The organism is Streptomyces sp. NPDC057486 (assembly GCF_042802415.1).
Lineage (GTDB): Bacteria > Actinomycetota > Actinomycetes > Streptomycetales > Streptomycetaceae > Streptomyces > Streptomyces yanii.
In genome coordinates this window covers 67,119-85,087 of the sequence record NZ_JBHVEE010000012.1, presented here as the reverse complement: position 1 = coordinate 85,087, position 17,969 = coordinate 67,119, and the positions used below count along the sequence as shown (strand labels likewise).

The 17,969-nt window shown below is 71.8% G+C and carries 16 protein-coding genes and 1 riboswitch; of the genes, 2 read left to right on the top strand and 14 right to left on the bottom strand.

The features are described 5' to 3' along the window. Positions 1-125 precede the first annotated feature (125 nt). From thiE to ACFU6I_RS08920, 13 genes are all read right to left on the bottom strand, one after another. Positions 126-803: a thiamine phosphate synthase gene (gene thiE, locus ACFU6I_RS08980; RefSeq protein WP_384363213.1), complete on the bottom strand. Its 678-nt coding sequence runs from the start codon at positions 801-803 to the stop codon at positions 126-128. Further along, complete coding sequence (thiM, locus tag ACFU6I_RS08975; protein WP_384363211.1) at positions 800-1,609, bottom strand: hydroxyethylthiazole kinase; 810 nt, start codon at positions 1,607-1,609, stop codon at positions 800-802. Before thiM ends, thiE begins: the two co-directional genes overlap by 4 nt. A gap of 60 nt (positions 1,610-1,669) precedes the next feature. Next, the gene (locus ACFU6I_RS08970) at positions 1,670-3,076 is read right to left on the bottom strand and encodes a purine-cytosine permease family protein (RefSeq protein WP_384363209.1); all 1,407 of its coding nucleotides are present in this window, start codon (positions 3,074-3,076) and stop codon (positions 1,670-1,672) included. Then, positions 3,068-3,162: riboswitch (TPP riboswitch) on the bottom strand. (Overlaps the previous gene by 9 nt.) Before the next feature lie 119 nt (positions 3,163-3,281). Beyond that, positions 3,282-5,714 carry a SpoIIE family protein phosphatase gene (locus ACFU6I_RS08965; RefSeq protein WP_384363269.1) on the bottom strand — a complete coding sequence of 811 codons (2,433 nt, stop codon included), beginning with the start codon at positions 5,712-5,714 and terminating at the stop codon, positions 3,282-3,284. A gap of 470 nt (positions 5,715-6,184) precedes the next feature. Then, positions 6,185-6,730 (bottom strand): GNAT family N-acetyltransferase, encoded by a 546-nt coding sequence (locus ACFU6I_RS08960; RefSeq protein WP_384363207.1) that lies wholly within the window; start codon positions 6,728-6,730, stop codon positions 6,185-6,187. A 160-nt stretch (positions 6,731-6,890) separates the two neighbouring features. Further along, positions 6,891-8,468: a long-chain fatty acid--CoA ligase gene (locus tag ACFU6I_RS08955; protein WP_384363205.1), complete on the bottom strand. Its 1,578-nt coding sequence runs from the start codon at positions 8,466-8,468 to the stop codon at positions 6,891-6,893. Between the two features lie 65 nt (positions 8,469-8,533). Beyond that, entirely contained in the window at positions 8,534-9,406 is an 873-nt protein-coding gene (gene hcaB, locus ACFU6I_RS08950; RefSeq protein ID WP_384363203.1) for a 3-(cis-5,6-dihydroxycyclohexa-1,3-dien-1-yl)propanoate dehydrogenase, read from the bottom strand. A 3-nt stretch (positions 9,407-9,409) separates the two neighbouring features. After that, a complete protein-coding gene (locus ACFU6I_RS08945; protein WP_384363201.1) occupies positions 9,410-10,285 on the bottom strand; it encodes an alpha/beta fold hydrolase in 876 nt (291 codons plus the stop codon). Positions 10,286-10,361: 76 nt separating this feature from the next. After that, a complete protein-coding gene (locus ACFU6I_RS08940) occupies positions 10,362-10,925 on the bottom strand; it encodes a 3-phenylpropionate/cinnamic acid dioxygenase subunit beta (protein WP_345516497.1) in 564 nt (187 codons plus the stop codon). Positions 10,926-11,068: 143 nt separating this feature from the next. Continuing rightward, positions 11,069-12,283 carry an NAD(P)/FAD-dependent oxidoreductase gene (locus ACFU6I_RS08935; RefSeq protein WP_384363199.1) on the bottom strand — a complete coding sequence of 405 codons (1,215 nt, stop codon included), beginning with the start codon at positions 12,281-12,283 and terminating at the stop codon, positions 11,069-11,071. Then, positions 12,280-12,627 (bottom strand): bifunctional 3-phenylpropionate/cinnamic acid dioxygenase ferredoxin subunit, encoded by a 348-nt coding sequence (locus ACFU6I_RS08930; RefSeq protein WP_384363197.1) that lies wholly within the window; start codon positions 12,625-12,627, stop codon positions 12,280-12,282. Before ACFU6I_RS08930 ends, ACFU6I_RS08935 begins: the two co-directional genes overlap by 4 nt. Further along, a complete protein-coding gene (locus ACFU6I_RS08925; RefSeq protein WP_384363195.1) occupies positions 12,624-13,931 on the bottom strand; it encodes an aromatic ring-hydroxylating dioxygenase subunit alpha in 1,308 nt (435 codons plus the stop codon). Before ACFU6I_RS08925 ends, ACFU6I_RS08930 begins: the two co-directional genes overlap by 4 nt. Further along, on the bottom strand, positions 13,928-14,863 hold the full coding sequence (locus tag ACFU6I_RS08920) for a VOC family protein (protein WP_384363193.1): 936 nt from the start codon (positions 14,861-14,863) through the stop codon (positions 13,928-13,930). The genes ACFU6I_RS08925 and ACFU6I_RS08920 overlap by 4 nt, the downstream gene beginning before the upstream one ends. 326 nt (positions 14,864-15,189) lie before the next feature. Here ACFU6I_RS08920 and ACFU6I_RS08915 point away from each other — a divergent pair, with 326 nt between their 5' ends. Beyond that, positions 15,190-16,158: a zinc-binding dehydrogenase gene (locus ACFU6I_RS08915; protein ID WP_384363191.1), complete on the top strand. Its 969-nt coding sequence runs from the start codon at positions 15,190-15,192 to the stop codon at positions 16,156-16,158. A 211-nt stretch (positions 16,159-16,369) separates the two neighbouring features. Next, positions 16,370-17,212 carry an IclR family transcriptional regulator gene (locus ACFU6I_RS08910; RefSeq protein WP_384363189.1) on the top strand — a complete coding sequence of 281 codons (843 nt, stop codon included), beginning with the start codon at positions 16,370-16,372 and terminating at the stop codon, positions 17,210-17,212. An 89-nt stretch (positions 17,213-17,301) separates the two neighbouring features. On the opposite strand, the gene ACFU6I_RS08905 is transcribed toward ACFU6I_RS08910, so the two are convergent. Then, the gene (locus ACFU6I_RS08905; RefSeq protein WP_384363187.1) at positions 17,302-17,907 is read right to left on the bottom strand and encodes a helix-turn-helix domain-containing protein; all 606 of its coding nucleotides are present in this window, start codon (positions 17,905-17,907) and stop codon (positions 17,302-17,304) included. Positions 17,908-17,969: the final 62 nt, after the last annotated feature.

Below are 17,969 nucleotides of genomic sequence, written 5' to 3'. Positions count from 1 at the left end.
TGTGTCGCGGCGCCCTTCGGCTTCTGACCGGTTGCGTACGTGCCATTCCTCGTGCGGGTCGGCCTGGACTCAGGCTCCTGTTGCGGAGCCGGATCCGTCGATCGGCAGCACGCGGGCCGACGCGGTCATGCCAGGCTCTCGTTCCGGGTACCGAACCATGCCCGGGCGTACGCGCGGGCCGACGCGCGAGGGTCCTCGGCGGCGCAGATGCCGGAGACGGCGGCGGCTCCGGCCGCCCCTGAATCCCGCAGGAACGGCAGGTCGGCCGGGGTGACGCCGCCGATGGCCACGGCGGGCAGGCCGCTGAGCCGGGCGAGGCGGGCGAAGCCGGCATGGCCGAGTGGGGCCGGGGCGTCCGCCTTGGTCCGGGTCGCGTGCAGTGCGCCGATGCCGACGTGGTGGACGCGTGCCGGATCCTCGGCGGCGGCGCGCAGTTGATCGGGGGTGGCCGCGCTCAGGCCCAGCACCGCGTGCTCCCCGATCATGTCGCGCACGGCGGCCGGCGGTAGATCCGACTGGCCGACGTGAACCCCCGTCACGCGTGCGCCGGCGGCTCGGGCCGCCAGGTACACGTCCACCCGGTCGTTGACGATCAGCGTCACTCGTTCGGGCAGGACGTCGGCCACCTCCAGCACCGTACGCAGGAACCCCCTCCCGGTGGCGTGCTTCTCCCGGATCTGCACGGCAGTGACGCCTCCGGCCACTGCCAGGGCGACGGTGTCGGCCACGCTCCGGCCGCGGGCCGTGCACTGGGCCGTGTCCGTAACCAGGTAGACCGACAGATCCACCGGTGTCGTGGTCACGAGAGAGCCGCCCGCTCGGCGAGGTCCGCTGCCCCCAGCGCGGCGAGCGCGTCCAGGAACGCGACGGCGAAGCTGCCGGGGCCGGAGGCCTCCTTCGCGGCCGGTTCGGCGGCGACCGTGTACGCGGCGACGGCGGCCACCACCGCGGCGAACCGGTCCTCGTCGACTGCTGCGAAGGCTGCCATCACCGCACCCAGCGCGCAGCCGCCACCTGTCACCCGGGTCAACAGGGCGTCCCCGTTGGCGATCCGGGCGCTGCGAACCCCGTCGGTGACGAAGTCCACGGGTCCGGAGACGGCGACCACACAGTCGGCTGTACGGGCCAGCTCGCGTGCTGATTCCTCGGCGGCCTCGACGCCGTGGGAGGAGTCCACGCCGCGGCCGCCGTCGCACGCGCCCGCGAGCGCGATGATCTCGGACGCGTTGCCCCGGATCACCGTCGGTCGCAGCTCCAGGAGCTCGCGTGCCAGCGCGGTGCGCACCGGTAGCGCGCCGACCGCCACCGGGTCGAGGACCCACGGGGTACCGGCCGACGTCGCTGCCCGCGCGGCCTCGACCATGGCGGAGCGCTGCTCCGCATGCGGGGTGCCGAGATTGATCAGGACACCCGAGGCGATCCGGGCGAACGGGCCGGCCTCCTGCGGAATGTCGACCATGGCCGGTGAGGCGCCCAGCGCCAGCAGGACGTTGGCGGTGAAGCCCGTGACCACCGAGTTGGTCAGGCACTGAACCAGAGGGGAGTCCGCCCGGACGCGGGCGAGGGCCTGCGGGGCGAAGGCGGTGTGATCGGCGGATGTCGGGGGCATGGGATATCGCTCCGTGGGGGGGAGGGGAGGGGGTGTTCGGACGCCGGGGCCGGCGGCAGGTCAGTCCTGCGGGCGGGGGCGCAGCCGCAGCGGCGCGTAGACGGCGAGCGCGACGAGGAACGCCACGTAGTACGAGAGGTCGGCGCCGTGCAGGGCGGCCGCCACCGGACCCACGTACAGACTGGTGTCCATGAACGGCACGGCCGCGGCGAAGGCGACGGCGAAGGCCAGCAACGGGGCCCATCCGGACTGCGGCCGGGCGGTCTCGGCGGCGAGGTCGATCGCGGCGCCGCCCCGTGCTCGGGCCCGTGCGAGCCAGTCGACGATGACGATCGCCACGAACCCGGGAATCCAGTAACCGACGAACAGCAGCACGTTCTGGAAGCGGGCAGTGGTGTCGGCAGCGTGCATCCACAGCACCAGGGGGAAGCCGAGCACGGCGGCGAGGGCGGCGGCCGCCGGGCGCGGGAGGCGCACTCCGACGGTCTGCAGGGCCAAGGAACCGCTGTAGTCGTTCATGGCGTTGCTGCAGAGGGCCGCCAGTGCCACGGCGAGCAGTCCGAACGCACCCAGCGCGCCACCGCCCAGCAGCTTGTCCACACCCGCGGCGGTCTGGTCCGTCAGTACGGACGCGCCCAACAACCCGAGGGCCTGTACCGCCACGAAGGACACCACAAGGCCCAGCAGCGTGAACCAGAACATGCGTGGGCGTGAGGCGGTGCGTGGCAGATAGCGGCTGAAGTCGCTGGCGTACGGAGCCCAGGACAGAGTCAGGCTCAGCGCGATGGTACTGGTCAGGACGAACGCGCCGGCCTGGTCGGCGCCGTGGGCGGTGCCCGAGCCGACCGGGTGGACACCGTCGAGCAACCGCCAGGCGATCAGTGCGAACGCGGCCGCGAGCACGAAGGTCATGACGATCTGAAGCCGGTGGATGGCCTCGTAGCCCAGCACACCGAGGGCGCCTTGGGCCACCATCATGGCCAGGACGCCGAGCCAGAACGGCCAGCCGCACAGTCGCGCGAGCGCGTCCCCGCCGAACAGCCCGATCAGCGCGTCCCAGGCGACCGAGGACAGCCACTGCAGAATGCCGGGTACCGTGACGGCCCGGCCGAAGGCGAGCCGGGCCAGCGGCAGTTGCCCGGCGCCGGTCTGGCTCCCCCAGGTACCCAGGTAGGCGGTGGGCACCGCGCCGAGCACGGTGCCCAGCACGACGGCGACGAGCGCGGTGGCGAAGTCCAGGCCGAGGGCGATGCCGACAGTGCCGGTGAACACACCGGTCATGGTCAGGTTGGGAGCGAACCACACGGTGAACAGGCGCCCGGGACCGCCGTAGCGGTTGCTCTCGGGGACCGGCTCGATGCCGTGCGTCTCGACGCGGAGGTCGCCGGGGGCCGCCGGCATCCGCCCGTCGAAGACGGTCTGCCGGCCGTCGGCGGGCAGCCCGCCGGAAACATGCGTCAAAGGCATGGAAGACATCCCTCCGCCAGTACGAACTGGTTCAGGTTCGACGGGTGTGATCTCAGCCCTCGGGTGGGGCACCCCGTGTCCGGTACGACGGACAGACTAGCCCCATCCCTGTGAACACCTGTGCGCAGGAGTGCGTGGCAACGACGCGGTGGGTTCGTCCGTGGCGCCGATGCACGGTCGGCTCACGGAGGCCTCTGCCGGAGCGTCACAACGCCGGAGCCGGCGCTTCGACAGGAGAAAGAGCCTGCTCGGCCCATATGGTCTTGCCGTCGCGGTCGTAGCGGGCGCCCCAACGGGAGGCGAGCTGGGCCACCAGGAACAGGCCGCGGCCGCCCTCGTCCCCGGTGCGTGCGCGGCGCAGATGCGGGGCGCTGAGGCTGCCGTCGGAGACTTCGCAGATGAGGGCTGCGGCGCGGATGAGACGCAGGGCGATGGGGCCGTGCGCGTGCCTGATGGCGTTGGTGACCAGCTCACTGACCATCAGCTCGGTGGTGAAAGTGAGTGGTTCCAAGCCCCACGTGGCGAGCTGACGGGTAGTGAGGTTGCGGGCGTGGGCGACCTCCGCGGGGTCGACCGGCAGTTCCCAGGAGACGACCCGGCCCGCTTCCAGCACACGGGTGCGGGCAAGCAGCAGGGCAGCGTCATCGGATCGGTGCTCCGACAGCAGGGAGGCCACTACGGCATCGCAGAGCTGTTCGAGCGGTCGGGTGGGGCCGGCCATGGTGCGGGACAGCCGGTCGAGCCCGGCGTCGACATCCCGGCCGGGTGCTTCGATGAGGCCGTCCGTGTAGAGCGCCAGGACAGAGCTGTCCGCGAGACGGCGTTCAGCGGTTTCGAAGGGGAGACCGCCCAGCCCCAGGGGCGGTCCGGGCGGGATGTCGTCGAGGATCTCCACCGCGCCGTCGGGCTGCACCAGGACGGGTGGCGGATGACCGGCGCGCGCGAACGCGCAGATGCGCGAGACGGGGTCGTAGACGGAGTACAGACACGTGGCGCCCTCGCAGTCGGGATCCTCCTCGATGAGACGGATGACGAGGTCGTCGAGCTGGGTGAGGACCTCGTCGGGAGGGAGGTCGAGGTCGGCCAGTGTATGGACGGCGGTGCGCAGCCGCCCCATGACGGCCGCCGCGTGCAGGCCGTGGCCGGTGACGTCTCCGACGACCAGGGCGACGCGGGCTCCCGACAGGGGCAGGACGTCGAACCAGTCCCCGCCCGCTCCGGCGTGCGCGGCGGCCGGCAGATACCGGTGGGCGGTCTCGACGGCGGGGAAATCGGGTAGATCGTGCGGCAGCAGGCTGTGCTGCAGGGCCAGGGCGGTGTTGTGCTCGCGGGTGTAGCGGCGGGCGTTGTCGATGCATACCGCGGCGCGGGACGAGAAGTCCTCGGCGAGGGACAGGTCCCCTTCGTCGTAGGGCCGAGGATCCCGGTTGCGGCCGAAGGTGGCAACGCCCAGCGTGATGCCGCGAGCCCGCAGCGGCACCACCATGTACGAGTGGAAACGGAACCTGCGGATCTTCTCGGCCCGCCGGGTGTCATGGACGAACCACTCGTCGGGGTCCAGTTTCCGCACCAGGACCGATTGCCCGGTGGCCAGGCTCCGGACCTGTGGAGTGCCCGGGTGGAACGCCACTGCCTCGCCCACCACGAACACGGCCTCCGGGGCGTGGTCGCGGATGGAGCGGAGTCCCGATCGGCGCGCACGCACCCCTCCTGCCACCGGCCCGGGGGCCGGTTCCTCGCCCCGCACCGTTGCCTCCAGCAGGTCGATGGCGACGAAGTCCGCGAGTCCGGGAACTGCCGCGTCGGCCAGTTCCTGCGCCGTGCGCTTCACGTCCAGCGTGGTGCCGATGCGCACGCCGGCCTCGGTCAGCAGCGCCAGCCGCTGCTGGGCCTGATAGCCGTCGGTGATGTCGACGTACATCTGGCACATGCCCAGGACGCGGTCGGCCGGGTCTGTCAGCCGGAAGGAGGAGGCGGAAAACACGTGGTCGCGGTCCGGATCGGACGCAAGCCGGCTGTGCACCTGGAAGTCGACCACCGGCTCGCCGGTGTCCCGCACCCGGCTCAGGACCCGGTCGATCGTCGGGGCCGAGTCCGGTGAGTCATCGCCGATGCGACGGCCGATGAGCCGTTCGGCGGGCAGGCCGGTCACGCGCTCCGTCGCGGCGTTCACCCACAGGTACCGCAGCTCGGTGTCCATGACGGTCACCGGGATCGGGGACTGGCTGAAGAGCGCCTCCAGGATCGCGCGGTCGACCTCCTCCCGCTCCACCGCCCGCGCGTCGGCGGCCCTGACGGACCAGCCGGCCCGGCCCTCCTTGCTGAGCAGCGGCCGCACGCGCACCGCCACCGACACCTCGTGCCCGTCGCGGTGCCTCATGCCCAGTACGCCGTCCCAGCTCTGCCCGGCCGTATGCCGTGCCTGGGCAGCCACTGCCGTTTCCCGGTCCGCCCGGGCGGTCAGCAGATCCACCGCCGGCTTTCCGCAGACGTCTTCCGCGGGGTATCCAAGAAGTGCTTCCGCCTGCGGGCTCCACAGGATGATCGCGCCGTTGTCCGCCACGTATGCGATGGCCGTGCACGCCCCCGACAAAGGGCCTCCCGACCCTGCGTCGAGGCCCCCGGAATCCTTGGGCACGCGCACCGGCACCACCTCGTCCCAGGCCTCTCCCTGCCCATGATAGAGACCGGGGTGGTGCCCGACTTCTTGAGCGCGCCGCGCCCTGGGGCGTGTGTCGGAAGTGCCGCCCGCCCCGCGACGCCCGGCACGCACGCTCGCTGCGTTGTCGGGCCCGCCCGAGTACGTCCGGTACGAGGACGGCCCTCCGCCTTGCGATCGCACGCACCGGATGCCGCCGGGCCCGCCCTTCGGGCGGACGGCGGGACTTCCGACACACGCCCTGGTGGAACGCCGGACCGGCGCTCGTGCGGCAGTGCACCTCAGCCGGCACGGCCGACCGCGCCCGGACGCCGTCCGGGACGTACGGATGCATCCTCGGGTCGTCGCCGAAGGGCGTCATCTCCGGCGGCGTGGCCGTCAGGGGGCGCGGCGACGGCGAGGAGGAGCCGCCGGCAGCAGGGGCAGTACTGCTTTGCGGACGTGGCGTGTCAGTGCGGCATGTCGGACAGAGCCGTGGCGATGGTGGTGACCTGGGCAGGTTCGACGACCATCAGGAGCACGGTTCCTCCGCGCACATCGGCCTCGGCCACCGGGCGGAAGCCCCCGGCGGCGTACTGCTCCTGAGCAGCGGTGTCCTCGTCGGCGGGCGCCGTCATGATGCGGCGGCAGGACGGATCCGCGGCGAAGAGGGCGGCGACCAGGGAGGCGAGCAGCGCGGTGGTGTCCGGGCCGTCGGCGGCCGACGGGGGCTGCGGCTCCGTGGTGACCAGTTCCAGCAGCAGATCGTGTGCGCCTACCGGGTAGCAGCCGCGCAGCGGATGGTGCAGCACCCGATGGATCGTCACGCGCGCGACCGGCGGCTCGTCGTGGCCGGTGCTCGCGGTGTACGCGCGGACGGTGCCTGCCGGGGCCGGGCCGAACGGGGCGGTGTCGGAAACGGGCTCGGACCCGGTGGGGCGCAGTGACCATCCGGCGATGTGACCGGGGAGCGCCGGTACGGGCAGCGGGCGGTGGCCGACGGTGGTGAGTGTCATGGGCGCGACCCTTCGTGGTGGGGGGATCCCGGCGTGCGGCGGGCCCGGGACGGCCCCGGGCCGGGGGAGTTGCCCGCCCGTCCCTCGGTCGGGGGAGACGGGCGGGCCGTGGCCCGGGGGAGGAGGGGTCCGGGCCGGTCGGTGGGTGCCGGGGGACGGATCAGGCGCCGGTCGGCCCGGCCCGGTGGGTGACGATGTCCCGTACCTGGCCCTTGACCAGCTTGCCGCTTGCGTTGCGCGGCAGTTCGGGGGCGAGGACCACCCGCGTGGGCAGCTTGTAGCGGGCGAGCCGGCCGGAACCGAAGTCGCGTACTTCCTGGAGCGTCGGCTCGACCCCCGGCTCGCAGGTGAGTACGGCGACGACGGTCTCGCCCCACTTCGGGTCGGGGATGCCGACGACCGCCACCTCGTGGACTCCGGGGAAGGAGCTCAGGACCCGCTCGACCTCGGCGGGATAGACGTTCTCCCCGCCGCTGATGATCATGTCCTTGAGCCGGTCGACGACGTAGTAGTGGCCGTCCTCGTCGCGATAGCCGATGTCTCCGCTGTGGAACCAGCCCGCGTCGTCGAAAGCCTCCCGGGTCGCCTGCTGGTTGTTCCAGTAGCCGGCGACGACGTTGGGACCGCGCACGCAGATCTCACCGCGCACATGGGGCTCGTCGACGACGCCGCCCCCACCGGGGACCATCAGGCAGACCTCGGTGTACGGCATCGGAAGACCGGCCGAACCGGCCTTCTCCAGGGTGCGCGCGGCCGGCAGATATGTGGCGAACGGTGCCGTCTCGGTGAGCCCCCACGCCTGCTGCAGCAGCACCCCGTGCGACTCCGCGTAGTCCCGGATGAGCTGGGGAGGTACGGCGGCGCCCGCCACGATCACCGCGCGCAGCGCGGACAGATCGGCTTCCCGGAACCCAGGGGCACGGGTGAGCGCCGCGAACATGGCGGGGACCGCGAAGATGCTGGTGACCCGGTGCGCCACCAGGTCGGCCAGACACTGCTCGGGGTCGAAGGAGCGGCGTACGACGACGACGCCGCCGCGGGTCAGGGTGCGCAGTGTGAGGGCGTTGAGCCCGCCGATGTGGAAGAGCGGGGCGACGGCCAGGTTCACGTCGCCGGGACGGGTGTCGACCATGGTGTCGACGTTCACCGCGTTCCACCACAGATTGCCGTGGGTGAGCATGACGCCCTTGGGGCGGCCGGTGGTCCCGGACGTGTACATGAGGGCGGCCAGGTCGTCCTCCCCCACCGTCACGGCCTCCGGCTGCGTCGCGTCGGTGGACAGCACCTCGGACAGCGGGGTCCACACCGCGGGCGGGGCAGGGGCTGCGGGGCAGGACGGATCGGTGTCGACGAGCACGGGCCGGCGGACGGGGACCTCGGCGAGGATCGACTCCGCCAAGGACCGGTGGCTCTCCTCGGCGATCAGCGTATGGGCGCCCGAGTCGGTGAGGATGTGCCGCACCTCGTCGGCGGCCAGCCGATGGTTGACCGGTACGAAGACCGCGCCGAGGTGACTGGCGGCCAGCAGGGTTTCGAGCAGCGTGGCGCTGTTGAGACCCAGGAATGCCACCCGGTCGCCGCGTCGCAGACCACGGGCGGCGAGCCCGGCGGCGAGCCAGCTGGTGGTCGCGGCGAGTTCGCCCGCCGTGATGGTCCGGTCCTCGTAGACGAGGGCCGGGGCGGCTGAGTCGTACCGTGCTCTGCGCTGCACGGCGGCAGCAGGACTGATGTCGACCATGACCCGAGCGGCTCCTTCGGTGGCTGTCGGCGGGGCGTGAAGGGGGAGAGCGGTGCGGCGGCCGGTCAGAGATCGGCGCCGCCGGCAGCGGTGCGGAATCCGCGTACGGCTATGCCGCCGTCCACGGGGACCACGGCGCCGGTGATGTTGCCGCTGTTGCGGCGTGAAGCCAGGAGAACGTACGTCCCGGTGAAGTCCTCCGGTTCCACGCTCGCGTCGTACAGCGGCACGTGCGGACGTGCGCCGGCGGCCTCGGCACGGGCGAACGACGCCTCGATCCTGCGCTCGTCCAGTCCGAGACTCTCCGGGCCGCGCAGCTGGGTGCGCATGCCGCCGCAGGCGACACCGTTGACCCGGACCTTGGGGGCGAGTTCGTACGCGAACTCCCGTACCAGACCGAGGCAGGCGTGCTTGCTCGCCGTGTAGACGGGACCGCCGCCGTTGGTGTGGAAGGAGGAGTTGGACAGGGTCATGATGATGCTGCCTCGGGTCGCGACCAGCTCGCGCCAGGCTGCCTCCACGGCGAGCAGATAGCCCTTGACGTTGACGGCGAAGACTTCGTCGAACGCCTCTGCCAGTTCCTCGCCGGTCAGCCGGGTGAGACTGCGGTGGTAGTCCCAGATCCCGGCGTTGGGCACCAGGATGTCGAGCTTCCCGAACCGCTCGACGGCTCCGGCGACCGCCGCGTGCAGGTCCTTCGTCGAGCGTACGTCACCGGTGACGGTGAGCACCCGGTTGGCGTGCGCGCCCGCGGCCTCGACCAGGGCCGCCAGTTGCTCGGCGTCCCGGTCGAGCACCGCGACGCGTGCGCCTTCGGCGAGGTACCGCAGCGCGATGGCCCGACCGAGGCCGTTGGCGCCGCCGGTGATCAGGGCGACGTCGCCGTCGAGCCAGCGGGCGGCCGTTTCCGGGGTGGTGGACTGTGCCGGTGTGGCCATGGCTCAGCGCTCCTGGAGGAAGTCGGTGACGAGCCGCTCGAACTCGGCCTGCCGCTCCAACTGAACCCAGTGGCCGCAGCCGCCGAACACATGCAGCTGGACGTCGCGGATCTGCTTGAGCATGAGCTGGGCACCGTCGAGCGTGATCGTGCGGTCGTCACGTCCCCAGAGCAGCAGCGTCGGTGCCTTGATCCGGTGCACGTCGCGCCAGAGCGGGTCCATGCCGTGCCGCTTGCCGAAGGCCGCGTTGTAGTGGTGGTAGAACTCGATGTGGCTCGGGTCGAGGGAGGCCTCGTAGCGGGCCTGGACGGTGTCCTCCCAGCGCTTGGGCTCGGCCGTCATGACGCGGATGAAGTCCCGCATCTTCTTCACGGTGGGGCCCTCACCGTTGTAGTAGCGGAACATCGCCTTCTGGCCCTCGGTGGGGGTCGGGCCGAACGGCAGCCAGCCGCCGCCGGGCGCCATCAGGACCAGCTTCTCGACACGGGCGGGCGCCGCGAGAGCGGTGGCGATCGCGGCCGCGCCACCGAGGCTGTTGCCCAGCAGGTGGAACCGCTCGATGCCGAGGGCGTCGAGGGTCTGCAGGAGCGCGTCCACGGTGATCTCGGTGATGGAGCGCGCGTCCAGGTCTTCCTCGGACGGCCGGTAGCTGCCGCCGAAGCCCGGCTGGTCGGGCAGGACGACGCGGTAGTGCGGGGTGAGCGCGGCGAGGTTCTGCCGGTAGTTGGCGAGACCGCCGGCTCCCGGCCCGCCGCCGTGCAGCATCACCAGTACGGGGCCCTGCCCGGCCTCGCTGACCGAGATCGTGCCCAGGGAGGTCTGGACGGTGCGTTCGGTGATCTCGGGATGTACGGCGTCGTGTGCACGGACAGTCGTCACGGGAACTCCACGGGGATGCGGGGGCGGGCGGGGTGCGGCCTGCCGGGGTGGTACGGGGGTGGGAGGGGGCGAGCGGTCAGAGGAACGTGCTGATGTTCTTGGCGAGCAGCACGTTCTGGTCGAGCAGGATGTGGCGGCGGGCGATCAGCAGTGAGCCGTCCTCGCCACGGCGCAGCAGGTCCGTGCGGCCGCCCGCGTACAGGTCGACCTCGCGTTCCAGCCGGTTGCGGTAGACGAGGAAGTCGGACTCGGCGACATAGCTTCCGGGCTCCTCGCCCGGGCGCACGGCGACGTTGGTGATCAGGTGCCGGGTGCGCGACGGCGGGTCCTCGGCCCAGGCCATCCCGGAGTCGAAGCGCCGGATGCGCCAGGCGAGGCTGGCCCTGGTCTCGTCGAAGATGGCGACTTCGCCCGGGGCGCCGTCGGCGAGCGACTGCTGGCGCCGGAGCCGGTTGGTGCGTACCGGCGCCCAGTAGTGCAGGTCGTCGGCGAGCAGTTCCAGCCAGTCGGCATAGCGGTGCTGGTCGAGCAGATGGGCTTCCAGCGTGTAGAAGCGCTGCACCTCGAAGTGGAGCAGCATGTCGTCCAGTGCCGCACCACCGGTGGGGGCGGCGGCGGAGTCCTGGGTGTGGATGCTCATGGATCCTCCTTGCGGGCCGCGCTGCGTCGGCTATCCCATCGCACGGCGGCGGGTGCGGGGAGCGGGTGTGCCGGTCCGTGGCACGGTCCCGGCAGGGGATGCGGCCGACCTTCCGGACGGCGGGTGAGCGGTCGTGACCGCGGTCAGCCGCGCAGCAGGGCGCGCAGCTCCGCGGACTCGTCGGCCAGCCGTTGCGGGGTGACCGCGACGGCGCGGGCGATCAGCCGCTGCGCGGCCTTGATGTCCTTGGGCCGGTCGATCGCCGCGGCGGCGACCACCCGTCCCGCGTTCAGCCCGAACACGGTGAACGCACCGGACCGCACCTCGCCGCGGCGTACGGTCTCCTCGGCGTCGGCCATCGAGCCGACCGCCTCCAGGCGGCTGCCGTAGCGGTCGGACCAGAACCACGAGGCCGGTTCGGCCGGTGTGTTCGCCCCGAGCAGTGCGGCGGCCGCGGCCCGCCCGCCGTGCTGCGCGGCGTCCCAGTGCTCGTGCCGCACCGGGTGGTCCGCCCGGCGCGCGACGTCCCCGACCGCGTAGACCCGCGGGTGCGAGGTGCGCTGGGTGGCGTCCACGACGATGCCGTTGTCGACGGTGAGCCCGGCGGCCTCGGCGAGCGAGATGTCCGGCCGGATCCCGATGCCGACGACGACCGTGTCGGCGCTGATCGGCGAGGCGTGGCCGCCCACGGTGACGGTGACCTCGTCGGCGCCGGGTGCCCGGTCGATGCGCTCGACGCCGCCCGTGACGACCTCGATGCCCTCGGTGCGGTGCCGGTCGTGCAGCGCACCGGCGATGTCGGGTCCGACGACGGTGGTCAGCGGCACGGGCACCGGATCGATGAGCGTGACCCGGCAGCCCAGCCCGGCCGCGACCGCTGCGGTCTCGGCGCCGATGAGACCGGCACCGATGACGGCGATCCGGGCCCCCGGGGTGAGCCGGGTACGCAGGAGTTCGGCCTCGGTCCACGTACGCAGGGTGTGCACGGCGGGGTCGTCGGCGCCCGACACCGGCAGGGTGCGGGCGGTGCCGCCGGTGGCGAGGACGATCCGGTCGGCCGTCAGCTCGGTGCCGTCGGCCAGCTCCAGTACGCCCTCGTCGGGGCGCAGCGCCGTCACGGCGGTTCCGGGCCGCAGCTCGATGCGCTGCTTCTCGTACCAGTCGGCCGGTCGCAGCGCCACATCGTCGCGGACGGTGGCCCTGCCGAGCAGGACGTCCTTGCTGAGCGGTGGACGGTCGTACGGGACGCCCTCCTCGTTGCTCAGCAGGACGATCTCGCCGTCGTAGCCGCCGGAGCGCAGCGCGTCGCAGGTGGAGACGGCGGAGATGCCCGCGCCCACCAGGGCGATCCTCTTCATGCGGTGGGCTCCTGACCGGGGTGCAGCCAGATCTCGCCCTCGCGCACCTCGACCTTGTGGGTCCGGGCGGCGAGCGTGGCGGGCATGCACTGCGGCTCGCCGGTCCTGAGGCAGAAGCGCGCGCTGTGCAGCGGGCACTCGACCTCGCCGTCCTCGATCCAGCCGTCGGCGAGGGACGCCTGGCCGTGCGAGCAGGTGTCGTCGAGTGCGTAGTAGGCGCCGCCGTCGTGGAAGACGGCGATGGTGTCGCTGTGTCCGGTCCGCTCGGCGGGCACCTGGAGGGCTTCGCCCTCCTCGATGTCGCCGACGGAGGCGACCCGGACTGCGTGGTCGGTGGTGTTCATCGTTCTTCAGCTGCCTTCTCGTGCCAGGCCGGGGTGTTCATCAGGTCGCGCCAGCGGGCGTAGAAGCCACGGGCGGCCCCGTCGGAGTACAGGTGACCGGTGGTGCCGGGGTGGACGCCGTCCTCGGCCCCCATCCCGACGCCCATCTGGTAGTTGAGCGTCATGCCGCCGGCCATGAATCCGTGTGCGGTGGCCTGGACCTCGCTCCAGTTCTCGCCGTCGTCCTGCTCGAAGATGCCGGTGGGTCCGAAGGTGCGAAGGTTGTAGAGCCGCTGGGCGTTCTTGACCTCGTCGGGCATCGACTTGTCGACGATCGTCCAGGCCCAGACCTCCATCTTGTCCGGCCCCTTGGGGTGCCAGACGCGGATGCTGCCGTTGACGGGCAGATAGGAGAAGTTGGGGAAGACATTGGCGTGCCCGGTCGTCATCGGACCTTCGACGCGTTCCTTGCCGAGGCGTTCGCGCAGCCGGTCGTAGTCGTAGTACTCGTGCACCACCCGGTCGTCGAACCGGCTCTTGGGGTGTGTCGGGAAGCCGGCGCCGTGCCCGTTCGGGTCGGTGTACTGGCGGCCCGGGGTCTGCACGATTTCCGCCTTGGGCCCCTTGCCGGTGGGAGACATGACCATCAGCGCGGAGGCGTGCGAGATGTTGACGTGGTACCAGTCGGACGAGAACTGCTCGGCCGCCAGCTTCCAGTTGCCCTCCAGCACCCACTTGTGGACACCGCCGACGACCTCGGTGCCCTCCGGGTCGCGGTCGAGCATGGCGTCCATGTACCAGGTCATGCCGCCGAGCGCCTCGGCCAGCGTGGGGGCGTCCGGGTTCCAGGTGGCGAAGATCAGTCCCTTGTACGTGTCCAGCTGGGCGACCTCGGTCAGACCCCAGCGACTCTCGTCGAAGTCGGCCGGGTAGCCCTCGCGGTTGGGGACGTTGATCAGCTTGCCCGAGGTGTCGTACGCCCACCCGTGGTAGCTGCAGGTGAACGCCTTGGTGGCGCCCGCGTCGGCGCGGCAGACCCGCATACCGCGGTGCCGGCAGGCGTTGAGGAAGGCCCGGACGCGCCGGTCCTTGCCCATGGTCACGATGACCGGGTCCTCACCCATGTACGTGCTGAAGAAGTCGCCGGGCTTCTTGAACTGGGACTCGTGGGCCAGGAACAGCCAGCTGGGCGCGAAGACACGGCGCAGTTCCTGCTGGTAGAGCCCGCTGTCGCTGAAGATCCCGCGATCGACGAGGCCGTGGTCGATGTCGAAGTACTCGCTGACGTCGACGGAGGGCGCGGGGGTGCGGTTCAGAGCGTTCACGCCTTCGCTCCTTCCGGGGCGGCCGCGGCCGGGGGAACGGCGGGAGCGGGCTCGGGCGGACGGTGGTGGCCCCACAGACTGGTGCCGTCGACGCGGGTCGCGGTCCACGGGTCGGCGACGGTGATCGCGCCGTGGCCGTACTCGATCTCGAAGCCGGAGGGCGTGATCGCGTAGAAGGAGAGCATCTTGTCGTTGCTGTGCCGGCCGAGGGTCAGGGCGACCGGTGCGGCGCCGTCCAGACAGCGGTCGTAGGCATGGCCGACGGTGTCGAGGTCGTCGACCTCGAGCATGAAGTGGAACAGCTCGCCCGGCTCGACGTCCTTGCGGGGCTTGCGCTCGGGCTCGATGACGAGTCCGGCGAAGGCCAGCGAGTGGTGACGCGGATTGGTGTGCAGGAACGCGATGCGCTTGCGGCCGAGGTCGCAGAAGTCGGAGAGCCGGAAGCCGAGCAGCTCCGTGTAGAACCGGAGCGTGGCCGCGTAGTCGTCGACCGAGAACACCACGTGGCCGAGGCCCTGTTCGCCGGTGACGAAGCGGGCGCCGGTCGGTGAGACGAACGGGGTGACGGCGGTCCGGGCACCGTAGAAGATCTCGACGCGGACGCCGTTGGGGTCCGCGACGTGGACCAGGCCGAGCACATCGCGGTCGCGCAGCAACCGCTCGTCGGCGTGCGTCACTTCGACTCCGGCGGCTGCCAGTTCAGCTGCGGCCGCGGCCAGTTCGGCGGGTCCGGGCACCTCCCAGCCGACATAGCCGAACTCCTCGGTGTCGGCCTCGTGCAGGGCGATGCGCCAGGACCGGTCGTCCGCGCGCAGCCGCAGCCCGTCCTCGGTGGTCTGTGCCGACAGGCCGAGCACGTTCTCGACGAAGGTGCGCCATTGGTCGACGCGCCGGGTTCGGAGTCCGAAGTATCCCAGTCCGCTGAGTTGCATGACGGGCCGTCCCTTCAGGTCTGGTCAGGGTGTACGGGCGAGGGCCGGACGGGCTGTCGGTCCGTACGGGCGGGATCCAGCAGACGACGTCCCGGACGGCGCTGCCATGCGTTGTGCCGCCCTGTGGAACACGTCCCGGTCACGCCGTCCGGCGCCCCGACCGCACCTGCTGCGGGCGCGCAGCGGGTTCACCGGATGACCGTGCCGCTTTCCGGCACGACCGCTGGCCGCCGGATGCCGGGTCCGGCAAGGCTCGGTGTTCCGCGCTCCGCGCCGGTGCGCACTCTGTGCGCCGAATCCGATGACGCCCCGCTCCAGGAGGACCGATGCTCGCCGCCGTCGCCGTACACCAGGACCCTGCCGATCCGATCGGTGGGCTGGAGCTGCGCGAAGTCCCCGCTCCGGTGGCCCCGCCCGGCTGGACGGTGGTCCGGGTGGTCGCGGCCGCGCTGAACCATCACGACATCTGGACGCTGCGCGGTGTCGGCCATCCCGCGGACCGGCTGCCGATGGTGCTGGGCTGTGACGCGGCCGGGTACGACGAGGACGGCAACGAGGTCGTCGTCCACCCGGTGATCGGCGACCCGCAGGCCGGAGGCGGCGACGAGACCCTGGACCCCGGTCGGGCGCTGCTGTCGGAGCGGCACGACGGGGCGTTCGCCGAGCTCCTGTGCGTACCGCGGCGGAATCTGATCCCCAAGCCGGCCGCGCTGTCCTTCGCGGAGGCGGCCTGTCTGCCGGTGGCCTGGCTGACGGCGTACCGGATGCTGTTCACCCAGGCCCAGGTGCGTCCCGGCGACCGGGTGCTGGTGCAGGGCGCGGGCGGCGGTGTGGCCTCGGCGGCCATCGCCCTGGCGCGGGCCGCCGGTGCCAGGGTGTACGCGACCAGCCGGTCGAGGACGAAGCTGGACGCGGCCCTGGAGATGGGGGCGCATGTGGCCGTACCGACGGGGGAGCGGCTGCCGGAGAAGGTCGACGTGGTCGTGGAGACGGTGGGCGAGGCCACCTGGGCCCACTCCCTGCGGTCGCTGCGCGCCGGCGGCACGGTGGTGGTGGCCGGAGCGACCAGCGGGGCCAACCCGCCGGCCGATCTGAACCGGGTCTTCTATCTCCAGCAGCGGGTGCTGGGCTCCACAGGCGGGACCCGCCAGGAGTTCGTGTCGCTGCTGCGGTTCATGGAGAGCACCGGGGTGCGGCCCCGGATCGACCGGGAGATCCCGCTGACCGGCATCCACGAGGGCTTCCGGGCCATGATCGATGGTGAGGTCACGGGGAAGGTGATCGTCCGGCCTTGACCGGGGCGGTCCCCTGGCCGGGGTGGACGGGAGCGGCCGCATCGGCCCGGATCCGTGGATGAGGCGACGCTTCGTCATTCCCTCAGGTGTGACATACGAGGCACCCCTTTCTCCGTTTCGGTGAGCCTTTGCTGTTCACGCTGCCGAAACAGTCATCTAAAGTGGACGCACGTCCACTGAAGTGGTCGCCGGAGAATGTGCGGAGGCGAACATGCTCGACCCCACCTCGATCACCGATGCCGGGAGCCCCTCGGAGACCGGTCCCTCGCAGGATCAGCAGACCGCCGTGGACAAGGCGCTGACCCTGCTGATGTCGCTGGCCGAGGAGGACCGCGAGGTCGGTGTCAGCGAGCTCGCCCGCCGCACGCAACTCACCAAGTCGACCGCGTTCCGGCTGCTCGGCATCCTCCAGCGCAACGATGTGGTCGAGCGCGTCGGGAGCAGCTACCGGCTCGGGCCCCAGCTCTTCGACATCGGCCGCCGGGTCTACGGCCCGACGCCGCTGATGCTGCAGGATCGGCTGCTGCCGTTCCTGACCGAGCTGTACGTCCTCACCCAGGAGACCGTGCATCTGGCGGTGCTGCACCGCACGGACGTCATGTACGTCAACAAGCTGCACGGCCACCGCCGGGCCCGTACGTCCACCCGGATCGGCTCGCGGCTGCCCGCGTCCTGCACCGCGGTCGGCAAGGCGCTGCTCGCCTTCGACCACGACGCGGCGGAGCTCGCCATCGCGCAGGGACTGCCCGCGCCGACGGAGCACTCGGTGACCGACCCGGCGGACTTCCGGGCCGAACTGGCCCGGGTCCGGCGGGACGGGATCGCGTACGACCGGGAGGAGATCCTGCCGGGAGTCACATGCGTGGCGGTGCCGGTCATCGGCGCGGCCGGCCGGCCGGTCGCCGCGATCTCGGTCTCCGGCGCACTGCACCGCTTCGAGCCCGCCCGGGTCGCACCGGAGCTGCGCCGGGTCGCCTTCGAGGCGGCCAGGGAACTGGGCACCACGGCCCGCTCGCGCGGCCGCCGCCACCCGGCGGGGTCCGCGGCCGCCTGACTCGCTCGCACACCGTCCGGAGATCCGGTGCCGACGCGGAATGCCGCGCCCGCCGCCGGGATCCCGGCTCCGGCGCCCAGTCGTCGGCTTCAGCCCTCGGCGGGGGCGCCGCCTCCGCGCCGGACACCACCGTGCCCGCCGCCGGTGCCCGGCTGGACCCGGGGCACGCTCACCACGATGTGCACCACGCTCTCCCCTTCGAGGGAGGCGTACAGATGCGGACGGTCGCCCGGGAAACGTACGAAGTCACCGGCGACCAGCTCCACCGGACTGTCCTCCGGGCCGACCCTGACCCGGCCGCTGATGACGTAGAGGTGCTCAAGAGTGCCCACCGGGTGGGGCTCCGAGCGTCCTTCGCCCCGGATCCGCAGCACGTAGTTCTCGATGACACCGGAACCGTAGACGTGATCGAGACTCCGGACCTCGTATCCGGACCGGTCCTGCCAGGCGGCGTCCCCGCCCCGGCGTACCGTCATGACCTGCTCGCGTTCGGCCACCAGCCGGGTCACCGGCACCCCGAGGGCCGCCGCGACCGCGAAGAGCGTCTCCACCGTGGGATTGCCGGTGCCCAGCTCCACCTTGGAGAGCGTCTGCTTGGCCAGACCGGCCTGCCGGGCGAGTTCGGCCAGCGACAGCCCGCGCTGCTCTCTGAGGATGCGCATGTTGCGCGCGACCACGGTGATTCCTGTTGACACCGCACCACCATAGGCCACTTGAGCGGCGGCGGACCGGCGAGAGGGAGAGATCGATGTAGTCG